We start from the raw sequence: 17,799 nt of genomic DNA, 5'->3' as shown, positions 1-17,799 counted from the left end.
GCCCGTGAGGCCTGACCCGAAGGAGGAGGCACCAGGTGACCGGACCGGAGATATCAGAGCTGATAAGCGAAATACTGGAGGTCAGCGACGTGGCCCCCGACGACGACTTCTTCGATATCGGCGGGAACTCACTCCTCGCACTGGACCTGTTGGCGCGGCTGGAAGAGCGCACGGGCATGAAGATCACCCTGCTCGACATCTTCCGCGCCGCATCGCCCGATGAACTGGCGGCCCTCATCGCCGACCGGAGCCGGGAAGCCGGCGGCACCGAAGCCGCGGCCGGCCCGCGGTGACAGGAGAACCCATGACCGAACCCCCCGTGAATCAGAACTCTCCAATACCCCGTACCGGCGTCGTCGTCGGCAACCCCAAGCCCGCCTCCCGCACCTTCCAAGCCGCGGTGCACGTCGTCGAGCAGTTGACCGGCGCCGCACCCGAACTGGCGATCGACCTCGCCGCCTTCGCCTCCGGCCTTCTCGACTGGTCCGATCCCGCGGTCGCAGCCGCCGTCGAAGCCGTGCGCGGCCTCGACCTGGTGGTTGTCGCCAGCCCGACCTATAAGGCCTCGTACACCGGACTACTCAAGGTCTTCCTCGATCGCTTCCCGTCCAACGGCCTGGACAGCGTGGTCGCCGTGCCGCTGATGCTCGGCGCCGGCCCCGGCCACCAACTCGCGCCCGAGGTATTCCTCAAGCCGGTGCTCGCCGAGCTCGGGGCGCTGCTGCCGACCCGCGCGCTGTACGTCCTGGACGGCGCCCACGACGACCCGGCCTCGTACGAAGCCTGGCTCGCCTCCGCTCGGACCCGCATCGCGTCGGCGGTCTCGGGAGTCTCGGGGGGAGCGTGAACCGCGGCGGCGGTCGAGCGTGTGCCCGGTGGCTGGTTGGCCGAGCTGGAATTAGGCTGAGTGGGTGGGCGATTTGCCGCGGGCCGTGTTGAGGCTGCCTCGGTTGCCTGCCGACTCGAAGGCAGGGCGAGCGCGTTGACGGATCCGGATTCGGACGGCAGGCGCTGCGCACTGGTGATCGAGGACGCCGCGGACATCTGCCTGCTGCTGTGCGACACGCTGCGCCGGGCCGGGTTCGACGCGACCGGCGCGGCCACCGGTGCCCGCGGACTGGAGTTGGCGCGGGAGTTGTCTCCGGACCTGGTGACGCTGGACCTGACGCTCCCGGACATCGACGGGATCGAGGTGTGCCGACAGCTGCGCGCGATCACGAACGCGTACGTGATCGTGCTGACCGCGCGGCACGGGGAGGCCGACCGGTTGGTGGGGCTGGAGGTCGGCGCGGACGACTACATGGTCAAGCCGTTCTCGCCGCGGGAGCTGCGCGCCCGGGTGGGCGCGATGTTCCGGCGGCCCCGGCTGGCCGATCCGGGGGCCGGGAGCCTGGGCGCCCCGGTGCTGCGCTTCGGCGGGCTGGAGGTGGACCGTGAGAGCCGCGAGGTCACCCTGGACGGGGCTCCGGTGGCGCTGACCCGCACCGAGTTCGACCTGCTGGCCGCCTTGATGAGCCGCCCGCACCGGGTGTGGGAGCGCGACACCCTGGCCTGCCAGGTGCAGCACACCGACTGGCCCGGCGACGACCACGTGATCGACGTTCACATCGCGAACCTGCGGCACAAGTTGGGCGACACCGGCCAGCGGGGCCGCTGGGTGCACACCGTGCGCGGTGTGGGCTACCGCTTCGGCGGCTCGGCGCCCGTCGATCCGAATCACGGCTGACCGCGGCGGGACGCGGCGGGACGTGATTCGGGGCGTCCGAGGCTGTGAAGGTCAAGGTCCAGGTCCATGGCTTCGCGGACCGTCGTCCATCGCTTCGCGGACCACCTCGGCCACCAGTCGCGCCTCGGTGCGGACGCGGGCGAACTGCACGGTGCTCGGTAGAAGACCCGCGTGCACCGAGGACTCAAGCTCGGTGAGTGCCGCGGCCAACCGCCGGGTGCCGAGCATCCTGCTGCTGACCTGGAGGTCGACGATGACGCGCTCGGCCTCGGCGGCGTCGGCGGCGCTGATCGCCCGGCCGATCCGGTCGAGCCGCTCGGGGAGCAGGTCGAGGTAGGCCTGGGCGTAGCGGTGCAGCGTCGCGTCACCCACCTCGGCGCGCATCCGGGAAAGGTGTGCGCGGCTCACCGGCTCGTCGCCGATCTCCGATGGTTCCTCTCGGGCCATCGCGTACACCGTCCTCTCCGTCTCCTTGACCCAGCTTCCAAGTACTGCCCCAAGGTCACCTCTGGTCCCGCTCAAAATCTGCTCAAGAAGTCGCGTCACTGTCGGGGGCGAGAGTGAAGTAGAAGGTCGCGCCGCTCCCGGCTGTGCTCTCCGCCCAGACGCGGCCGCCGTGGCGGCTGACGACCCGGTCGACGATGGCCAGCCCGATGCCGGTGCCGGGGAACTGGGCTCTGCTGTGCAGGCGCTGGAAGGGGGCGAAGAGCTTGTCGGAGTCGTGCATGTCGAATCCCGCGCCGTTGTCCTCGACGTAGAAGGCCGGGACGCCGTGGTACTCGCGCGTCCCGATGCCGACGCGCGCGTCGGGACGCTGCGAGGTGAACTTCCACGCGTTGGACAGCAGGTTCTGCATGACCAGGCTGAGCAGGGCGGGATCGCCGGACACCGGCATCGGCTCGATGACGGTCTGGACCTGGCGGTGCGGTTCGGCCGCGCGCAGGTCGGCCACGATGGTGCGGGCCAGGTCGCCGAGGTCGAACCGGCTGAGCCGCAGCTCGCCGCGCACGGCGTAGGACAAGTCGAGCAGGGCGTCGATCGTGCGGGCCATGCGCTCGGTCGCGGCGTGTACCAGGCGAAGATAGTTGCGGCCGACCTGGTCGAGCTGCCCGGCGTGGTCCTCCAGCAGAATCTCGGAGAACCCGGTGATGGCGCTCAGGGGGGCGCGCAGGTCGTGGGAGACGGAGTAGGCGAACGCGTCGATCTCGCGGGTCGCGGCTCGCAGGTCGGCGGTGCGGTCCTGGACGCGCTGCTCAAGGTCGGTGACCAGCTGCCGGACCTCGCCCTCGGCGCGCGTCAGGTCGGTGATGTCGGTGGCGATGCCGCACACGGCGTAGACGCGGCCGTCGGTGTCGGTGACCGGGTGGCGAACGCTGTAGTAGGTGTGGGGGCCGTCGATCTGGTCGACGGTCTCCTGCGTCTGCACCGGCGTGCCGTACCACAGGACCTTGCGGTCGTTGGCGCCGACGATGTCGGGCCCCGGGAAGAGGTCGCGGTGGCGGCGTCCGAGGACGTCTTCGCGGCTGACTCCGTACAGCTGCTCGAACTGCCTGTTGACCAGGAGGTAGCGGCTCTCGGCGTCGCGTACGCAGACCACCGCGCCGATCTCGTCGACGATGTCGAGCAGGTCTGCGACATCGGCGGCGGACCGGCGGCAGATCTCGCGCCAGGACCCTGCGAAGCGGAGCACGATGAGTGAGCAGACGGCGAGGAGCACCAGGCAGATGGCCGCGGCGATGTCGTAGCCGGCTGTGACGAAGGCGACGCCCGCCACGGCGATCGTGACGATGCCCAGTGCGACCGTGGTCAAGCCGATGCCGGATGCGGGGTCGGGCTGGGTGATCAGCGCGTTCCCGACGGGGCGGATCGGTGCGGCGGACGCGGCCCGCCGGTGTTCGGGCCGGGCCGCGCCGCGTCGAACGGCGCCGCGGATCATGTGAGGTGGCTCCCTGGTGAATCGATCTGTTCTGTCGATCTGTCCTGTCGACTTGTTCGGTGGGTCTGTGCGGTGGGTCTGTGCGGTAGGTCTGTTCAGTGGGTCTGCGCGCCCGACCGTTCGGTAGCCTCGCGCGGCCGGGCGGTTGCCGTGGCGACCGTGCTGACCTGGGCAGCGTATACGCGGCCGACAGCGGTTGCCGCGAGCGGCGCGCGGGCGTAGCCCTCTATTGGGGAACCAGAGTTGCTCAGGGAAGGGTGCGCCGATGGCAGGCGAGTTCGAGGGCGCGATGCGCGCCTACCATCGCGAGACCCAGGCGGCCGCGTTCGACTTCATCGGCGAGCGATACGACGAGGCCTTCCCGCACAAGGAGGGGCAGGTCGCCGCCGGTCAGTGGTTGATCGGGCGGCTGGAGCCAGGGGCACGGGTACTCGACGTGGGCTGCGGCACCGGGGTGCCCACAGCCCGCCAACTGGCGGAGGCCGGCGCGCGGGTCACCGGAATCGACATCTCTCCGGTGATGCTGGAGCTGGCCCGGGCGAATGTTCCGCAGGCCGATTTCCGGTTGTTGGACGTTACGGAAATCGACTCGGGGATCGGCTCAGAGATCGACTCGGGGATCGGCTCAGAGATCGGCTCAGAGATCGGCGATTTCGATGGTGCCGTGGCGTTCTTCTCGCTACTGATGCTGCCGCGCGTGCAGATCCCCGGTGCGCTGGGCCGGTTGCACCGGGTCTTGCGCCCAGGCGGCTACCTCGCGCTGGCCATGGTGGAAGCCGACATGGACGACGTGCCGATCCCGTTCCTCGGTGTGTCTGTGCACGTCTCCGGGTTCTTCCCGGAGCAGCTGCGCCAGCTGGCGATCGAGGCCGGTTTCGAGGTCCTGGAAGAGCACAGCCGGAAATACGCGCCGAGCAGTGCGCAGGCGCTGCCGGAGATCCAGCAGTTCCTCTACTGCCGGCGCGCCACCGCGTAGGCGCCCGGGCGAGCAGTCGCACGGCGGCCGGGCCACAGCCGGTGCCTACCGGCTCGCGCACCCTGTCAGACCAGGTGGTTCCTCCTCGGCAGACCGGAACCGCCAGATAAGCAACATCTTGATGAGAAATTGACAATGCCTTAAATCGCGCTGGATATTCCCAGCCGAGCCTTGGTCTCAAGGCCAGCGCAGCCGCACTGGCGAGAATCAGGTGAAAGCATGATGTCCGCCGAACACGTCGCGACCCCGGCCTCGGCTCCGGAACGGCCGAGGTCTGGCGCAGGCGCTGGCCTTCCCGCCCTCCGCTCCGTGGAGCGCGCGCCATGAAGCCCAGCGTGGCCGCCGCGAAGCGGAAGCTTCGGGCCTCGGCCCGCCGCAAGCCCGACTCCGCTGCCTTCGCGTCGCTGGAAGCGCAGATCGTGGAGCTCTCCGGTGGCCGCGTCGCCCGGATCACACCGCACGGTCCGTTCTTCGCGCGGCCGCCGCACAGGTCCAGAATCGCCCGATCGACGCTGGTTCCCACGCTCGCCGCCCGCGACCGGGTCACCATCGCGGTGCTGGCCGCCGGCTGGCTGGTCTGCTTCGCGGCGTTCTGGCAGTGGTGGCTGGCGCCGGGGCACCGGGTGACCTGGGCCGGACTGGTACTGACCAGCCTGCTGTTGCTCTACCTCACCTGTCAGGCCAGCTACTTCCTGCTCGCGGTCTCGCGGCTGCCCAAAGTCGACCCGGCGACCGGGATCCCGCGCCTGCGGCTCGCCATCGCCGTGACCCGGGCTCCCTCGGAACCGTGGTCGATGGCGCGCCACACGCTGGAGGCCATGCTGGCCCAGGACTTCCCCTACGGCTACGACGTCTGGCTCTGCGACGAGGACCCGACCGCCGAGATCGACCGGTGGTGCCGCTCGCGCCGCATCCACGTGTCCACGCGGCGCGGGGTCGAGGCGTACAACCGCGCCACCTGGCCCCGGCGCACCAAGTGCAAGGAAGGCAATCTCGCCTATTTCTACGACCGGTGCGGGTACCGGGACTACGACGTCGTCGTCCAGCTCGACTGCGACCACGAGCCGCGCCCCACCTATCTGGCCGAGGTCGTCCGGCCCTTCGCCGACGCGGCCGTCGGCTACGTCGCCGCGCCCAGCATCTGCGACGCCAACGCCGCGGACTCCTGGGCGGCTCGGGGCCGACTGTACCGGGAGGCCCCGTTCCACGGGCCGTTCCAGCTGGGGCACGTCGACCGCCTCGCCCCGGTGTGCATCGGCTCCCACTACGGGGTCCGAACCCGGGCCCTGCGCGAGATCGGCGGCCTCGGGCCCGATCTGGCCGAGGACTTCACCACCACGTTCCTGCTCAACTCGGCCGGCTGGCAGGGCGCCTTCGCGATCGATGCCGAGGCGCACGGACTGGGCCCCATGACCTTCTCGGACATGGTCACCCAGGAATACCAGTGGTCGTGCAGCCTGGTGGCGATCATGTTCGGGCTGGTCCCGCGCCATCTGCACCGGCTGCCGCCGCGGATGCGGGTGCGGTTCGCGATCTCCCTGACCTACTACCCGCTGATGGCGCTCGCGGCCATCGCCGGCATCGCCCTGCCCGCCATCGCCGCGGTGACCGGCCGGGTCTGGGTGAGCGTCAACTACGCCGCGTTTCTGGGGCATATGTGCGCGATGACGATCTGGCTGCTCGCGCTGGTGCTTCTGCTGCGCCACAGAGGGCTGCTACGGCCGCGTACCGCGCCGGTCCTGAGCTGGGAGCTGTGGCTGTTCACGTTCGCGCGCTGGCCATACGTCGCCTGGGGTGTGCTCGGGGCGATCGTGCAGCAGATGCTGCGCCGGCCCGTCCATTTCAAGGTCACCCCCAAGGACCGCACGGGACAAGAGACGCTGCGCAAAGGCCTCGTCCTCCCGTACGTCGCCATCGCGATCGGCCTTTCGGCATCGGCGATGGTCGGCGAGCAGACCGGACCCGCCGTGGGATACGTCTTCCTGTGCATCCTCGGTTCATTCGCGTACACGGTGGTCAGCATCCTGGTCGCCACGTTGCACGTCAGCGAAGCCGCCAAAGCGGCCGGCACCCGGCTGCGCAGTGCTTTCGCCACCGCCCGCACCCCCCTGATGGTATCCGCGCTGCCGCTCTTGCCCCTGGCCGCGGCGATCTCCCTCTATCCGGCGTACGCAATCGCCGTTCTGCATGGGTGATTCTCATGACCCGTGCAAGGAACAGGCAGATCGGAGCAGCAATATGAGGATCACAGTCATCGGCACCGGATACGTCGGCGCCGTACACGCCGCGTGCATGGCCGACATCGGGCACGATGTTCTCGGCGTCGACGTCGATGCCGAACGAATCGCCGCCCTCGCCTCGGGCCGAGCGCCGGTTCACGAACCGGGCCTCAACGAGATCCTCGGCCGGGCTCTGGCATCCGGCAGGTTGCGGCTGTCGACCTCGCTCGCCGAGGCCGCCGCGGCCGCGAGCACGCACTTCATCTGCGTCGGCACCCCGCAACGCCCGGACGGCAAGGCCGCCGACCTGCGTTACGTCGAGGCCGTCGTGGACGGTCTGGCACCGCACCTGCGTCCCGGCAGCCTGGTGGTGGGCAAGTCCACAGTGCCGGTCGGCACCGCGGCCCGGCTGGCCACGCGGCTCGCCGTGACCTCCCCCGGCACCGAGGTCGCCTGGAACCCCGAGTTCCTGCGCGAGGGATCAGCGGTCGAGGACACCCTGCGGCCGGCGAGACTCGTCGTGGGAGTGGTCTCCGCGCGTGCCGAGGAGGTCCTGCGGACCGTCTACGAGCCCATGCTGCGGGCGAGGGTCCCGTTCTTCAGCACCGACCCGGCCACCGCGGAGCTGGTGAAGGTGGCGGCGAACGCCTTTCTCGCGACCAAGATCTCCTTCATCAACGCCATGGCAGAGGTTTGCGACGCGGCCGGGGCGGACGTGACGGTCCTGGCAGCGGCGCTCGGCGCGGATCCGAGGATCGGCCCCCGCTTCCTGAACAGCGGACTGGGGTTCGGCGGCAGCTGCTTCCCGAAGGACATCCGGGCTTTCGCGGCCCGCGCCGCGGAGATCGGAGCCGCCGAGTCGGTGGAGATCCTCCACGAGGTCGACCGGATCAACCTCAGGCAGCGGCAACGCACCGTCGACCGCGCACGGGAGCTTCTCGGCGGGAGATTCGCCGGCCGCCGCGTCGCAGTCCTCGGTGCCGCGTTCAAGCCGGACAGCGACGACGTGCGTGACTCCCCCGCCCTCGCCGTCGCCATCGCCGTCCACCGGCAGGGGGCAGAAGTCCTGGTACACGACCCGCAGGCCCTGGACAACGCGCGCGCCGTCTTCCCCGAACTCACCTACGCCTCGGACATCCCCAAGGTATGCGAGGACGCTGACCTGGTGCTGCACCTGACTCCCTGGCAGGAGTACCGCGAGCTCGATCCCGCGGCGCTCGCCGAGGTGGTGCGCGAGCCGGTGCTCCTGGACGCCCGCAACAGCCTGGACCCGCAGCCCTGGTGGTCGGCCGGCTGGACCGTGCGGGTGCCCGGCCGGCCGTTGCTGTCCCCGTCGGCGCCGCCGTCCAAGCCGGCGTCACCCGGTCGAGGAGGAGAACCATGTATGTCGTCGTGACCGGAGGAGGCGGATTCCTGGGCGTCCATCTCTGCGAAGCCCTGCTGCGCAGAGGCGACACGGTCTGGTGTCTGGACAACTTCTCCACCAGCAGCCCGGGAAACACCGCCCACCTGCGCGGCCATCCCCGTTTCCGACCCGTTCGCGCCGACGTGACAGCACCCTTCGACGTTCCGGCACCAGTGGACGTCGTGGCCCATCTCGCCAGCCCCGCCTCACCGCCGGACTACGACCGGCTGCCGCTGGAGACGCTGGCCGTCGGCAGTCAGGGTACTGAGAACGCCCTCCGCTTGGCGCTGCGCCACGGCGCGCGCTTCCTGCTCGCCTCCACCAGCGAGGTCTACGGAGACCCCGCGACCCACCCCCAGCCCGAGGAATACTGGGGCAACGTCAACCCGATCGGCCCGCGCAGCGTCTACGACGAGGCCAAGCGCTATGCGGAGGCGCTGGCGTCGGCCTACCGGCGCAGCCGCGCCGTGAACGTCGGCATAGTCCGGATCTTCAACACCTACGGCCCGCGGATGCGGCCGTACGACGGACGCGTGGTGTCCACCTTCATCCGGCAGGCACTGGAAGGCAGCCCCCTGACGATCTACGGCGACGGCAGCCAGACGCGCAGCTTCTGCTACGTCGACGATCTCATCCGAGGCATCACGGCGATGGCCGACAGCGGTCGCGACGGCCCGATCAACCTCGGCAACCCCCGTGAGCACACCGTCCGCGAACTGGCAGATCTCGTCCTGCGAGCGGTCGGCTCGCGCTCGCGGATCGAGTACCGCCGGCTGCCCACCGACGACCCGACCCACCGACAGCCCGTGATAACCCGAGCCCGCGAACAACTCGGCTGGTCCCCGGTGGTCTCCATCGAGGAGGGCTTGGAGCGCACCGTCGCGTGGTTCGCCGACCAGCCCCGGCAGCCGAACCGGGCCCCGCATCGGGTCCGCGCCGCACTCCTGGAAGGCTGATCGCCATGCCCCGGCCGACGGCCGCCACGGGGTTCACCCGCGTCGTGCCGTGGGCCATCGCCACAGTGGGCCTGGCCGTCGCCGCGAGCAGTTGCGCCGCTCTGCCCCACTACGCGCCGTCGGCGCACACGTACTACATCAGCCCGAGCGGCCACGACGGCGCCTCCGGTACCTCGGCCGGCACGGCATGGCAGTCCCTGGCGCGCGTCCAAAAGGTGCGGCTCCGGACCGGAGACCAGATCCTGCTCCAGGGCGGAGCCCGATTCTCCGGCACTCTCACGGTGGCCGCCGGCGATGCGGGCAGCACCGGACAACCCGTGGTGATCGGCTCGTACGGCAACGGAAACGCAGTCCTCGCCTCGTCCGGCGACGGCATCGACGTGCACGACACCGGCGGCGTGGACATCCGCGACCTCACCATCACCGGGACCGGCGCTCCTTACGCACACGGCAGTGGCATCAACCTCTACAGCGACCTTCACGGCGGCACGAAGCCCAACCACGTCACCATCTCCGGCGTCGACGTCTCCAGCTTCCAGACCGGTATCGCGATCGGCGCCACCGGCGACACGGGCTTCACCGCCGTGGCGATCCGCCAGGCGCGGTTGCACGGCAACGAGGATGCCGGGCTCCAGACTTACGGCCCGGCCTTCGACCCAGCCCACCCCGCGTACGCGAACGAGAACATCGAGATCGAAGCGGTGCAGGCGTACGACAATCCCGGCGACCCCTCGGTAGTCGCCCACAGCACCGGAAGCGGCATCAGCCTGGGCAGCGTCCGCGACGCCGAGGTGAGCGGATCCAGCGCCTACGACAACGGCTCCGATTCGGCGCTCCTCGCCCATGACGGACCCGTGGGGATCTGGACGTACGACTCCACCGGCGTGGACATCGAGCACGACACCGCGTACGACAACCACACCGCCTCCCTCGCCGACGGCGCCGGATTCGGCCTGGACGACAACGTCTCGTCCTCGACGATCCAGTACGACCTGGCCTTCCACAACGACGGACCCGGCATGTACGCCTACACCGATACGCCCAGCAGCATCTACACCGGCGACACGATCCGCTACAACATCAGCGACAACGACGGCCGCAAGATGCCGCGCAACGGCGGCCTGGCCGTCTACGGGACCTATATCAGTGGTCTACAGGTCTACCAGAACACCGTGGTCATGGCCGGCACCGGAGGACAGGCTCCGGCACTGCTCGTGACCGGGAGCCAGAACGGCATCACCATCCGCAACAACATCCTGGCCACCGACGGCTCACCGGTGGCCACCGTCCTCGGACTCACCGCCTCGCACGTCACCCTGCAAGGCAACGACTACTACGCCCCGTCCGGACAGTGGTTCGTCATCTGGTCCGGCACGACGTACACCACCCTGGCCGACTGGCGCACGGCGACCGGCGAGGAACAGCTCTCCGACCAGCCCACGGGGCTGACCGTCGACCCCTGCTTCAGCGGGGGCCAACTCCCCGACATCGGGTCCCCCGCCGAGGCAAACGCGGTCCTCCCCGGCTGCACCGCCCTCGCGGGCAAGGGCCTCGACCTGGCGAAGCTGTTCCAGACGAATACCGGGCCGACGGACTACTTCGGGCGCGCCCTCAGCACGCCACCACCGGTCGGAGCCGCCTGACCGTCACGGCAGACCGGCGTGGCCCCTCGGCTTCGCCGTCGCCGGTCATCGCCCCGAACGCGGTACGGCGTCGGCCGAGTCGGCGGGACGAAGTCACGGCCAGGGCCCCCTTCGGAAGGGCGGGCGGGCGAGAGCTAAATACCCATGCATCTAGGTTACAGATGATCGGCGGGATCACTTGCACCGTCAATAGCTTCTTCCGCTGCTGCGAGCAATGTTCTATGGTACATATACCCCGCTCGACCCCCAGGAGGTCCGATGCCCCTGCTGCCCCGGCTCCAGCCGCCGTCGCAGCCATGGCCGAGCTGCCGTCGGACCTGTTCGCCGAGCGGCCGGCACCGCGCTGCTTCCCCGCCCGCGGGTTCCGCGCCACCGTCGTCGACTTCCTGAAGGAGCGCCACGTATGAAAGCCGTCATGGTGATGTTCGACAGCCTCAACCGCCGGTTCCTGCCGCCGTACGGGGCCGCCGACTGGATCCACGCCCCGAACTTCACGCGCCTGGCTGAACGGACCGCGACGTTCGAGAACTGCTACGCCGGGAGCATGCCCTGCATGCCGGCGCGCCGCGAGCTGCACACCGGCCGTTACAACTTCCTGCACCGCAGCTGGGGCCCGCTGGAGCCGTTCGACGACTCGTGCCCGGAGATGCTGCGCGAGCAGGCCGGCGTGCACACCCACCTGGTGACCGACCACCAGCACTACTGGGAGGACGGCGGCGCTACCTACCACAACCGGTACCGCACCTACGAGTTCTTCCGCGGTCAGGAGGGCGACGCCTGGAAGGGGCACGTCGCCGATCCGGAGATCCCCGAGAGCCTGAGGAGCATGCGGGGCGAGAAGTGGCGCCAGGACTGGGTCAACCGGTCGCACATGCCGACCGAGACCGAGCAGCCGCAGACGCTCACGTTCGACGCCGGTCTGGAGTTCATCTCCACCAACAAGGATCAGGACACCTGGTTCCTCCAGATCGAGACGTTCGATCCGCACGAGCCGTTCTTCAGCCACCAGCCATACAAGGACCTCTACCCGCACGAGTACGACGGCCCGCAATACGACTGGCCCGACTACCGCATGGTCCTGGAGACGCCCGAGCAGGTCGAGCACGTCCGCCTGGAGTACGCGGCGCTGCTGTCGATGTGCGACCGCTCGCTAGGCCGGGTCCTCGACGCGTTCGACGAATACCGGCTCTGGGACGACACGCTTCTGATCGTCTGCACCGACCACGGGTTCCTGCTCGGCGAGCACGGGTGGTGGGGCAAGAACGTCCAGCCCTGGTACGACGAGACCATCCACACTCCGCTGTTCATCTGGGATCCGCGCAGCCGGGTCGCCGGCGAGCGCCGCGCGTCGCTGGTACAGACGATCGACATCGGCCCGACCCTGCTGGAGTTCTTCGGCGTCGACCGCACCCCGGACATGCTCGGCCGGCCCCTGCGGGAGACCGTCGCCGACGACACCCCGGTTCGTGCGGCGGGGATCTTCGGCGCGTTCGGCGGCCACGTCAGCGTCACCGACGGCCGCTACGTCTATATGCGCGCCTGCGTCGAGGCCTCGAACACCCCGCTGTTCGAGCACACGCTGATGCCGACGCACATGGCCGCCCGGTTCCGGCCCGAGGAGTTGCGATCGGCTGAGCTCGTGCCGGGCGGGACGTTCGCCTTCACGAAGGGGGTGCCGGTGCTGAAGGCGCCCGGCTGGGCGATATCCCCGGCCCGTTTCGGCAGCCTCCTGTTCGATCTCGAATCCGATCCCGACCAGCAGAGCCCTGTCGTCGACGACGATCTCGAACTGCGCATGGCCGGCCTGCTCGTCGAGACGATGCGGACCGCCGACGCGCCAGCCTCGCAGTACCTGAGGCTCGGCCTGCCGCAGGACGGTGCGGTCACCTCGGCCCACCTGCTGGTGCGGATCCAGCGCGAAGCGGCCGAAGCAGCGGCGGCCGCCCCGCCTCTGAAACCCGAGGACTTCCCCACGGGACCGCGCAGCGTGCACACGCCGATCCGCGATCTCGCGGCCGATCCGGACGCTGAACGGGTCCTGCGCGACGCCGGTCTCGGACAGGTGCTCGACGGCGGAATCCTCAAGATGGTCGGCGACATTCCGCTGCTGCAACTCGCAGCGCTGGCCGGCGGACTGCTCACGCGGGAGATCCTGCAGAAGATCGCTGACGGGCTCGCGGCTCTGGAACCGGTCGAGGAGCCGGTCGAGGCTCCGTAGCGGAACAGCCGACGAGGTGAGACCGGCCGGGGCCGCCGCTTGGAGGCAGGGTGGCGGCCCCGGCCGGGACTTGTCGCGGAGCCGGTGCGTTCGGCATGAGCCACTGGATCGGCGTGCTGGCGGCGACCGGCAGGATCAAGTAGCCGAGCTGCCTTCCAGCCGTGCGAGCGTGAGCTGGAGCCAGGCGATATAGGAGGCGTTGGATGCGAAGCCGTATTCGTGGGCCGACAGGAACAGCTGGCCGACCCAGCGGGGGTCGATCTCGGGGAGTTGCGGATTCATCAGGGCAGGCAGTTCGTCCAGGATGCCGGTCTCACTGCGGTACTTCTGGCGGTACTCCAACTCGGTACGGACGACCGAGATGGCGATCTCGGGATCGAGCATGCCGCCGAACAGGTAGCGCAGCAGGAAGTCGGGGTCCGCGGGCCGGGCCGAGGGCTCGTAGGGCGAGCGCGCCCACTCCCACAGCGCCTCCCGTCCCGCCTCGGTGAGCGAGTACAGTTTGGCGTCCGGCCGGCCGTCGCGCGGATCGACCTCGAACTCGACCCAGCCGCGCTCGACCAACTTGGCCAGGCGCCGGTAGATCTGCGGCAGCTGCACCTGGTAGCCGATGTACTTCAGCCGGCCGTCCATCCACTGCCGCAGGTCGTAGCCGGAGAAGCGGGTCAGCGCCAGCAGCCCGAGGATCATCGAGTCCAGGTTCATGCGACATCCCTACAGGTGGCGACGTGGTTGCGGAAAACCCCGATGGAGACCGGGACGATCGTACTGTCGGGCACCGGATCCGATCTGCTGCACGACGAGCAGGTGCGCACGGCATACCTGGACGAAGACTGACACTCGATCATGGAACATGAAACCATGACCGCTTTCGACCACCTCGTCTACGCCGCCCCGGACTTGCAGGCCGCGTTGGAAGACATCGCGCGCCGAACGGGAGTCCATCCCACAGCCGGCGGCCCCCACCCCGGCCTCGGCACCCGCAACTATCTCCTCGGGCTCGGCGGCGACCGCTACCTGGAGATCATCGGGCCGGATCCCGCGCAGCCCACGCCACCGGAACCCAGACCGTTCGGCATCGACGACCTGTCGGCGCCGAAACTGGTCGCCTGGGCGATCGCGACCACCGACCTGGACGCGGCCGTCACCCGTTCTCGCGCGGCGGGCCACGACCCCGGCCCGCCGCGCGCCATGACACGCCTGCGACCGGATGGCGAGCTGCTGCGATGGCGGCTGACCCCGCCCCGCGCCGGTGTGGTGCCGTTCCTCATCGACTGGGGCGCGACGCCGCATCCGGCCAGGAGGCTGCCTGTGGTCCAGCTCGTCGGCTTCGAGGTCGTCCACCCGGCTCCGGACGCGGTCCGGGAATGCTTCACCGCCTTGGGCGCCGACGCGGCCTTCCGCCAAGGCGCCCGGCCGGCGCTCGTCGCACACCTTGCCGGCCCGGCCGGTGAGATCGTCCTGGACTGACGGCACGCAGGCATCACTCTCGTTCGGCGTTCGGCACTTAGGTACATTGGTATATATGAAACGCTGCTGCATGCCCTCGAACGAGCCGACGCTCCCCGCGCTGTCGCGGACTCCGTCGACGCCGCGGGCCGATGCCTCGATCTCCGGAATGGCGCTGCTGCCGGGCGGCGAGTTCCTCATGGGCGCCGAAGACTCCGAAGGCTTCCCCGATGACGGCGAAGGGCCGGTGCGACCGGTACGCCTGGCTCCGTTCCGCATCGACGTCCACGCGGTCAGCAACGACGCCTTCGCCGAGTTCGTGGCCGCGACCGGGCATCGCACCGACGCCGAGACGTTCGGCTGGTCGTACGTCTTCGCGGGGTTCCTGCCCGCCGATCTGCGCCGGAACGCGCGCAGGCCGGAACGCACCCCTTGGTGGTGCGGCGTCGAAGGCACGATGTGGAGCCGCCCGGAAGGGCCGGGCAGCACGCTGGACGGCCGCGGCGATCACCCGGTCGTCCACGTCTCGTGGAACGACGCCGCCGCCTACGCGGCCTGGTCCGGCAAGCGGCTTCCCACCGAGGCCGAGTGGGAGTACGCGGCGCGTGGCGGCCTGGAGCAGCAGCGCTATCCGTGGGGTGACGAGCTCGACCCCGCCGGCCGGTACCGCTGCAACATCTGGCGCGGCACGTTCCCGACCAAGAACACCGCCGCTGACGGCTATCGCGGCACCGCCCCGGTCGACGCCTTCGAACCCAACGGATTCGGCCTGTTCAACATGTCCGGCAACGTGTGGGAGTGGTGCGCCGACTGGTGGAGCACCGGCCACGCCCCCGAGCGTCCGCTGGTTGCCCCGGTCGGCCCCGCGACCGGCCGCGACAAGGTGATCCGCGGCGGTTCCCACATGTGCCACGTGTCCTATTGCAACCGGTACCGCGTCGCCGCCCGCAGCGCCAACAGCCCTGACAGCTCCAGCGGACACGCGGGCTTCCGGTGTGTGGCGTCCGCGTGACGAGGTCTTGACAGCCCCTCAACGTCCGGTGAGACTGAGGCCACCTTAGTTCCTACGTACATAGGTGGCCCAAAATCCTTCTCGACTACGTACTCCTCGGGGTGCTGGCCGTACGACGCCTGTCCGGCTACGACATCAGCCGGTGGATGGAGGGTCCGGGCCGCTACATCGGCTACGGCGTCAAGTCCCCGCAGATCTACCGCAAGCTGACCACGCTGGTGGACCGCGGCTGGGTCGCCTTCGAGATAGACCCGCGCGAAGGCCGCCCCGACGCCAAGCTCTACAGCCTCACCGAAGCCGGCCGCGCGGCGTTGCTGGAGTGGGCCCGCTCGCCGTACGAGCCGTCGCCGCGGCCGATGGACCCCGACTTCAAGCTGCGGTTCCTGTTCGCCGGCCAGCTGGGCCCGGAGATCGCGTTGGAGATCGTGGACACCGAGCTGGCCTACCGGCTCAAGCACGACGGGATCTCCGCCGACTTCCCCATCGCCGAGGTCTACGAGGCGCAGATCCCGGAGGTGAACCCGGGTTGGGCCCGAGAAGTCCACACCATGGCCCACGAGAACGGCTACGCGTTCGCCCACTCCTACATCGCCTGGCTCCAGCTGACCAAGGCCCGCCTCGAACGGCAGCTCGGCCGCTGACATCCGACACACCGCTCGACCCCCGCACCGGAGGCACCCCTTGCGTGTCATCTATGTGGACGTGGACACTCTCCGCGCCGACCACACCACCCCCTACGGCTACCACCGCCCGACCACACCGCACCTGCGGAAGCTGGCTGACAAGGGCGTCACCTTCGAGCGCTACTACTGCTCGGACTCCCCCTGCCTGCCCTCACGCACCGCGCTGACCTCCGGCCAGTTCGGCATCAGCAACGGCGTGATCGGCCACTTCGGCCCGGCGGCACAGTTCCGGCTGGACGCCGGCCACGGCCCCGAACCCGACCGGCCCCTGCTCGGCCAACGCCTCGGCTTCGGCGGCTACTACACCGCCGCGATATCAGTGTTCGCCGAACGCCACCGCGCCTACTTCTTCCACGCCAACTTCCGCGAAGCGATCCGCGCCACGGACCGGCTCGGCGACGAGGAGGCCCCGGACATCAACCGGGCCGCGATCGACTGGCTGCGCCGGCACTCTGACGACGACAACTGGTACCTGCACCTGACGTACTGGGAGCCGCACACCAACTACACGCAGCCGGCGGAGTGGACCGAGAAGATGGCCGCCGCGGGGCCTGTGCAGGCCTGGCCCGACGAGGAGACCATCGCCGCGCACGCCGAGATCTACGGCCCGCGCAGCGCCTTGGACCTGCACCACTCGATCACCGGCTCGGGGACGTCGCCGGTCCCGCACAACATGCCGGACGCGATCACCTCCCGCGCCGACTTCGAGCATCTGATCAACGGCTTCGACGGCGCGATCGCCTACTGGGACCACCACTTCGGACAGCTGATGACGACACTGGAAGAGCTCGGCATCGCCGACGACACCGCGGTGATCGTGTCCGCCGACCACGGCGAGTCCGTCGGGGAGCAGGGCCTGTACGCCGAACACGGTCTGGCCAACGAACCCACGCATCGCGTGCCCCTGATCGTCTACTGGCCGGGCGTCACCGATGATCTGCCGGAGACGGCACGCCGCAACGACGCCCTGCTCTACAACATCGACTACGCACCGACGCTGTGCGAGATGCTCGGGATGAGCGCGCCGGCCGGATGGCAAGGCACATCGTTCGCCGCGGCGATCCACGGCGAGGAGATCAACTCCCGCGACTACCTGGTACTGGGACACGGTGCGCACACCTACCAGCGCGCCGTACGCACCCGGGACCACCTCTACATCCGGACCTACCATCCCGGCTGTTTCCGTGCGGAGTGGGAGCAGCTGTTCAACGTCACCGAAGACCCGTACCTCACACAGGACCTGCGGGAATCAGAGCCCGGACTCGCCGCCACGATGCGTTCGCATCTCGCCGAGTGGTGGAACGAGTACGCCGGGCGGCCCGGCGCGCTGCCGGACCCGATGCAGGCGACACTTCAGACCGGACCGACCTACTACAACGACCCGGTCCGCTACGCCCAGCACCTGCGCGACACCGGCCGCGCGCATTTGGCCGAGGATCTGGAAGGTCGGCTGGCGTCCCTGAACATCCCAGTGTCCTGGCACGCCCCTGACCGGCCCCGCACCTACGAACTCTTCCAACGGTGGGTCCACCTGCTCCAGACCCGCGACCAGGAACCCGTCACCAAGCTGTAGGAG

Annotated in this window: 16 protein-coding genes; 13 read left to right on the top strand and 3 right to left on the bottom strand. The window is 69.5% G+C overall.

Annotated features, from left to right (window positions below; translation table 11 throughout):
- Window positions 1-35: 35 nt before the first annotated feature.
- The 3 genes from IZR01_RS04855 to IZR01_RS04845 all read left to right on the top strand — a co-directional run bounded on the left by IZR01_RS04855 (window position 36) and on the right by IZR01_RS04845 (window position 1,726).
- A complete protein-coding gene (locus IZR01_RS04855; protein ID WP_194892151.1) occupies window positions 36-293 on the top strand; it encodes a phosphopantetheine-binding protein in 258 nt (85 codons plus the stop codon).
- A gap of 11 nt (window positions 294-304) precedes the next feature.
- The gene (locus IZR01_RS04850; RefSeq protein WP_194923037.1) at window positions 305-847 is read left to right on the top strand and encodes an NAD(P)H-dependent oxidoreductase; all 543 of its coding nucleotides are present in this window, start codon (window positions 305-307) and stop codon (window positions 845-847) included.
- Between the two features lie 135 nt (window positions 848-982).
- Window positions 983-1,726 carry a response regulator transcription factor gene (locus IZR01_RS04845; RefSeq protein ID WP_194923036.1) on the top strand — a complete coding sequence of 248 codons (744 nt, stop codon included), beginning with the start codon at window positions 983-985 and terminating at the stop codon, window positions 1,724-1,726.
- A 51-nt stretch (window positions 1,727-1,777) separates the two neighbouring features.
- Here the strand turns inward: IZR01_RS04845 and IZR01_RS04840 are convergent, their stop codons facing one another.
- Both IZR01_RS04840 and IZR01_RS04835 read right to left on the bottom strand, forming a co-directional pair.
- The gene (locus IZR01_RS04840; protein ID WP_194892153.1) at window positions 1,778-2,173 is read right to left on the bottom strand and encodes an Hpt domain-containing protein; all 396 of its coding nucleotides are present in this window, start codon (window positions 2,171-2,173) and stop codon (window positions 1,778-1,780) included.
- Window positions 2,174-2,255: 82 nt separating this feature from the next.
- Window positions 2,256-3,662 (bottom strand): sensor histidine kinase, encoded by a 1,407-nt coding sequence (locus IZR01_RS04835; protein WP_194892154.1) that lies wholly within the window; start codon window positions 3,660-3,662, stop codon window positions 2,256-2,258.
- A gap of 265 nt (window positions 3,663-3,927) precedes the next feature.
- On the opposite strand from IZR01_RS04835, the gene IZR01_RS04830 reads away from it, so the two are divergent.
- The 6 genes from IZR01_RS04830 (at window position 3,928) to IZR01_RS04805 (ending at window position 13,079) form a co-directional block, all read left to right on the top strand.
- Entirely contained in the window at window positions 3,928-4,638 is a 711-nt protein-coding gene (locus tag IZR01_RS04830; RefSeq protein WP_194923035.1) for a class I SAM-dependent methyltransferase, read from the top strand.
- A 323-nt stretch (window positions 4,639-4,961) separates the two neighbouring features.
- Complete coding sequence (locus IZR01_RS04825) at window positions 4,962-6,833, top strand: glycosyltransferase family 2 protein (RefSeq protein ID WP_194923034.1); 1,872 nt, start codon at window positions 4,962-4,964, stop codon at window positions 6,831-6,833.
- Between the two features lie 43 nt (window positions 6,834-6,876).
- Window positions 6,877-8,253, top strand: coding sequence for a UDP-glucose dehydrogenase family protein (locus IZR01_RS04820; protein WP_194923033.1), 1,377 nt, complete (start codon window positions 6,877-6,879; stop codon window positions 8,251-8,253).
- Complete coding sequence (locus IZR01_RS04815) at window positions 8,238-9,218, top strand: UDP-glucuronic acid decarboxylase family protein (RefSeq protein ID WP_194923032.1); 981 nt, start codon at window positions 8,238-8,240, stop codon at window positions 9,216-9,218. The genes IZR01_RS04820 and IZR01_RS04815 overlap by 16 nt, the downstream gene beginning before the upstream one ends.
- 5 nt (window positions 9,219-9,223) lie before the next feature.
- Window positions 9,224-10,861 (top strand): right-handed parallel beta-helix repeat-containing protein, encoded by a 1,638-nt coding sequence (locus tag IZR01_RS04810; RefSeq protein ID WP_194923031.1) that lies wholly within the window; start codon window positions 9,224-9,226, stop codon window positions 10,859-10,861.
- 403 nt (window positions 10,862-11,264) lie between these two features.
- A complete protein-coding gene (locus IZR01_RS04805) occupies window positions 11,265-13,079 on the top strand; it encodes a sulfatase family protein (protein WP_194923030.1) in 1,815 nt (604 codons plus the stop codon).
- A gap of 135 nt (window positions 13,080-13,214) precedes the next feature.
- On the opposite strand, the gene IZR01_RS04800 is transcribed toward IZR01_RS04805, so the two are convergent.
- Window positions 13,215-13,784 carry a helix-turn-helix transcriptional regulator gene (locus IZR01_RS04800; protein ID WP_194892161.1) on the bottom strand — a complete coding sequence of 190 codons (570 nt, stop codon included), beginning with the start codon at window positions 13,782-13,784 and terminating at the stop codon, window positions 13,215-13,217.
- A gap of 156 nt (window positions 13,785-13,940) precedes the next feature.
- On the opposite strand from IZR01_RS04800, the gene IZR01_RS04790 reads away from it, so the two are divergent.
- From IZR01_RS04790 to IZR01_RS04775, 4 genes are all read left to right on the top strand, one after another.
- Window positions 13,941-14,549 (top strand): VOC family protein, encoded by a 609-nt coding sequence (locus IZR01_RS04790; RefSeq protein ID WP_194892162.1) that lies wholly within the window; start codon window positions 13,941-13,943, stop codon window positions 14,547-14,549.
- Window positions 14,550-14,604: 55 nt separating this feature from the next.
- A complete protein-coding gene (locus IZR01_RS04785; RefSeq protein ID WP_499698300.1) occupies window positions 14,605-15,540 on the top strand; it encodes a formylglycine-generating enzyme family protein in 936 nt (311 codons plus the stop codon).
- 101 nt (window positions 15,541-15,641) lie between these two features.
- Window positions 15,642-16,181, top strand: coding sequence for a PadR family transcriptional regulator (locus tag IZR01_RS04780; RefSeq protein WP_194892164.1), 540 nt, complete (start codon window positions 15,642-15,644; stop codon window positions 16,179-16,181).
- A gap of 40 nt (window positions 16,182-16,221) precedes the next feature.
- Window positions 16,222-17,796, top strand: a complete 1,575-nt coding sequence (locus IZR01_RS04775; RefSeq protein ID WP_194923028.1) for a sulfatase family protein — start codon at window positions 16,222-16,224, stop codon at window positions 17,794-17,796.
- Window positions 17,797-17,799: the final 3 nt, after the last annotated feature.

It is taken from the genome of Catenulispora pinisilvae (assembly GCF_015356865.1).
GTDB classification, from domain to species: Bacteria; Actinomycetota; Actinomycetes; order Streptomycetales; family Catenulisporaceae; genus Catenulispora; species Catenulispora pinisilvae.
The sequence above is the reverse complement of the archived record's forward strand: the minus strand, read 5'-3'. Positions and strand labels throughout refer to the sequence as shown.

Excerpts from the sequence above, each read along its gene's own strand:
- IZR01_RS04785 (WP_499698300.1), top strand. The coding sequence starts at position 14,605 with ATGAAACGCTGCTGCATGCCCTCGAACGAGCCGACGCTCCCCGCGCTG.
- IZR01_RS04830 (WP_194923035.1), top strand. The coding sequence starts at position 3,928 with ATGGCAGGCGAGTTCGAGGGCGCGATGCGCGCCTACCATCGCGAGACC.
- IZR01_RS04805 (WP_194923030.1), top strand. The coding sequence starts at position 11,265 with ATGAAAGCCGTCATGGTGATGTTCGACAGCCTCAACCGCCGGTTCCTG.
- IZR01_RS04810 (WP_194923031.1), top strand. The coding sequence starts at position 9,224 with ATGCCCCGGCCGACGGCCGCCACGGGGTTCACCCGCGTCGTGCCGTGG.
- IZR01_RS04800 (WP_194892161.1), bottom strand. The coding sequence starts at position 13,784 with ATGAACCTGGACTCGATGATCCTCGGGCTGCTGGCGCTGACCCGCTTC.
- IZR01_RS04790 (WP_194892162.1), top strand. The coding sequence starts at position 13,941 with ATGACCGCTTTCGACCACCTCGTCTACGCCGCCCCGGACTTGCAGGCC.
- IZR01_RS04815 (WP_194923032.1), top strand. The coding sequence starts at position 8,238 with ATGTATGTCGTCGTGACCGGAGGAGGCGGATTCCTGGGCGTCCATCTC.
- IZR01_RS04840 (WP_194892153.1), bottom strand. The coding sequence starts at position 2,173 with ATGGCCCGAGAGGAACCATCGGAGATCGGCGACGAGCCGGTGAGCCGC.
- IZR01_RS04825 (WP_194923034.1), top strand. The coding sequence starts at position 4,962 with ATGAAGCCCAGCGTGGCCGCCGCGAAGCGGAAGCTTCGGGCCTCGGCC.
- IZR01_RS04835 (WP_194892154.1), bottom strand. The coding sequence starts at position 3,662 with ATGATCCGCGGCGCCGTTCGACGCGGCGCGGCCCGGCCCGAACACCGG.
- IZR01_RS04850 (WP_194923037.1), top strand. The coding sequence starts at position 305 with ATGACCGAACCCCCCGTGAATCAGAACTCTCCAATACCCCGTACCGGC.
- IZR01_RS04820 (WP_194923033.1), top strand. The coding sequence starts at position 6,877 with ATGAGGATCACAGTCATCGGCACCGGATACGTCGGCGCCGTACACGCC.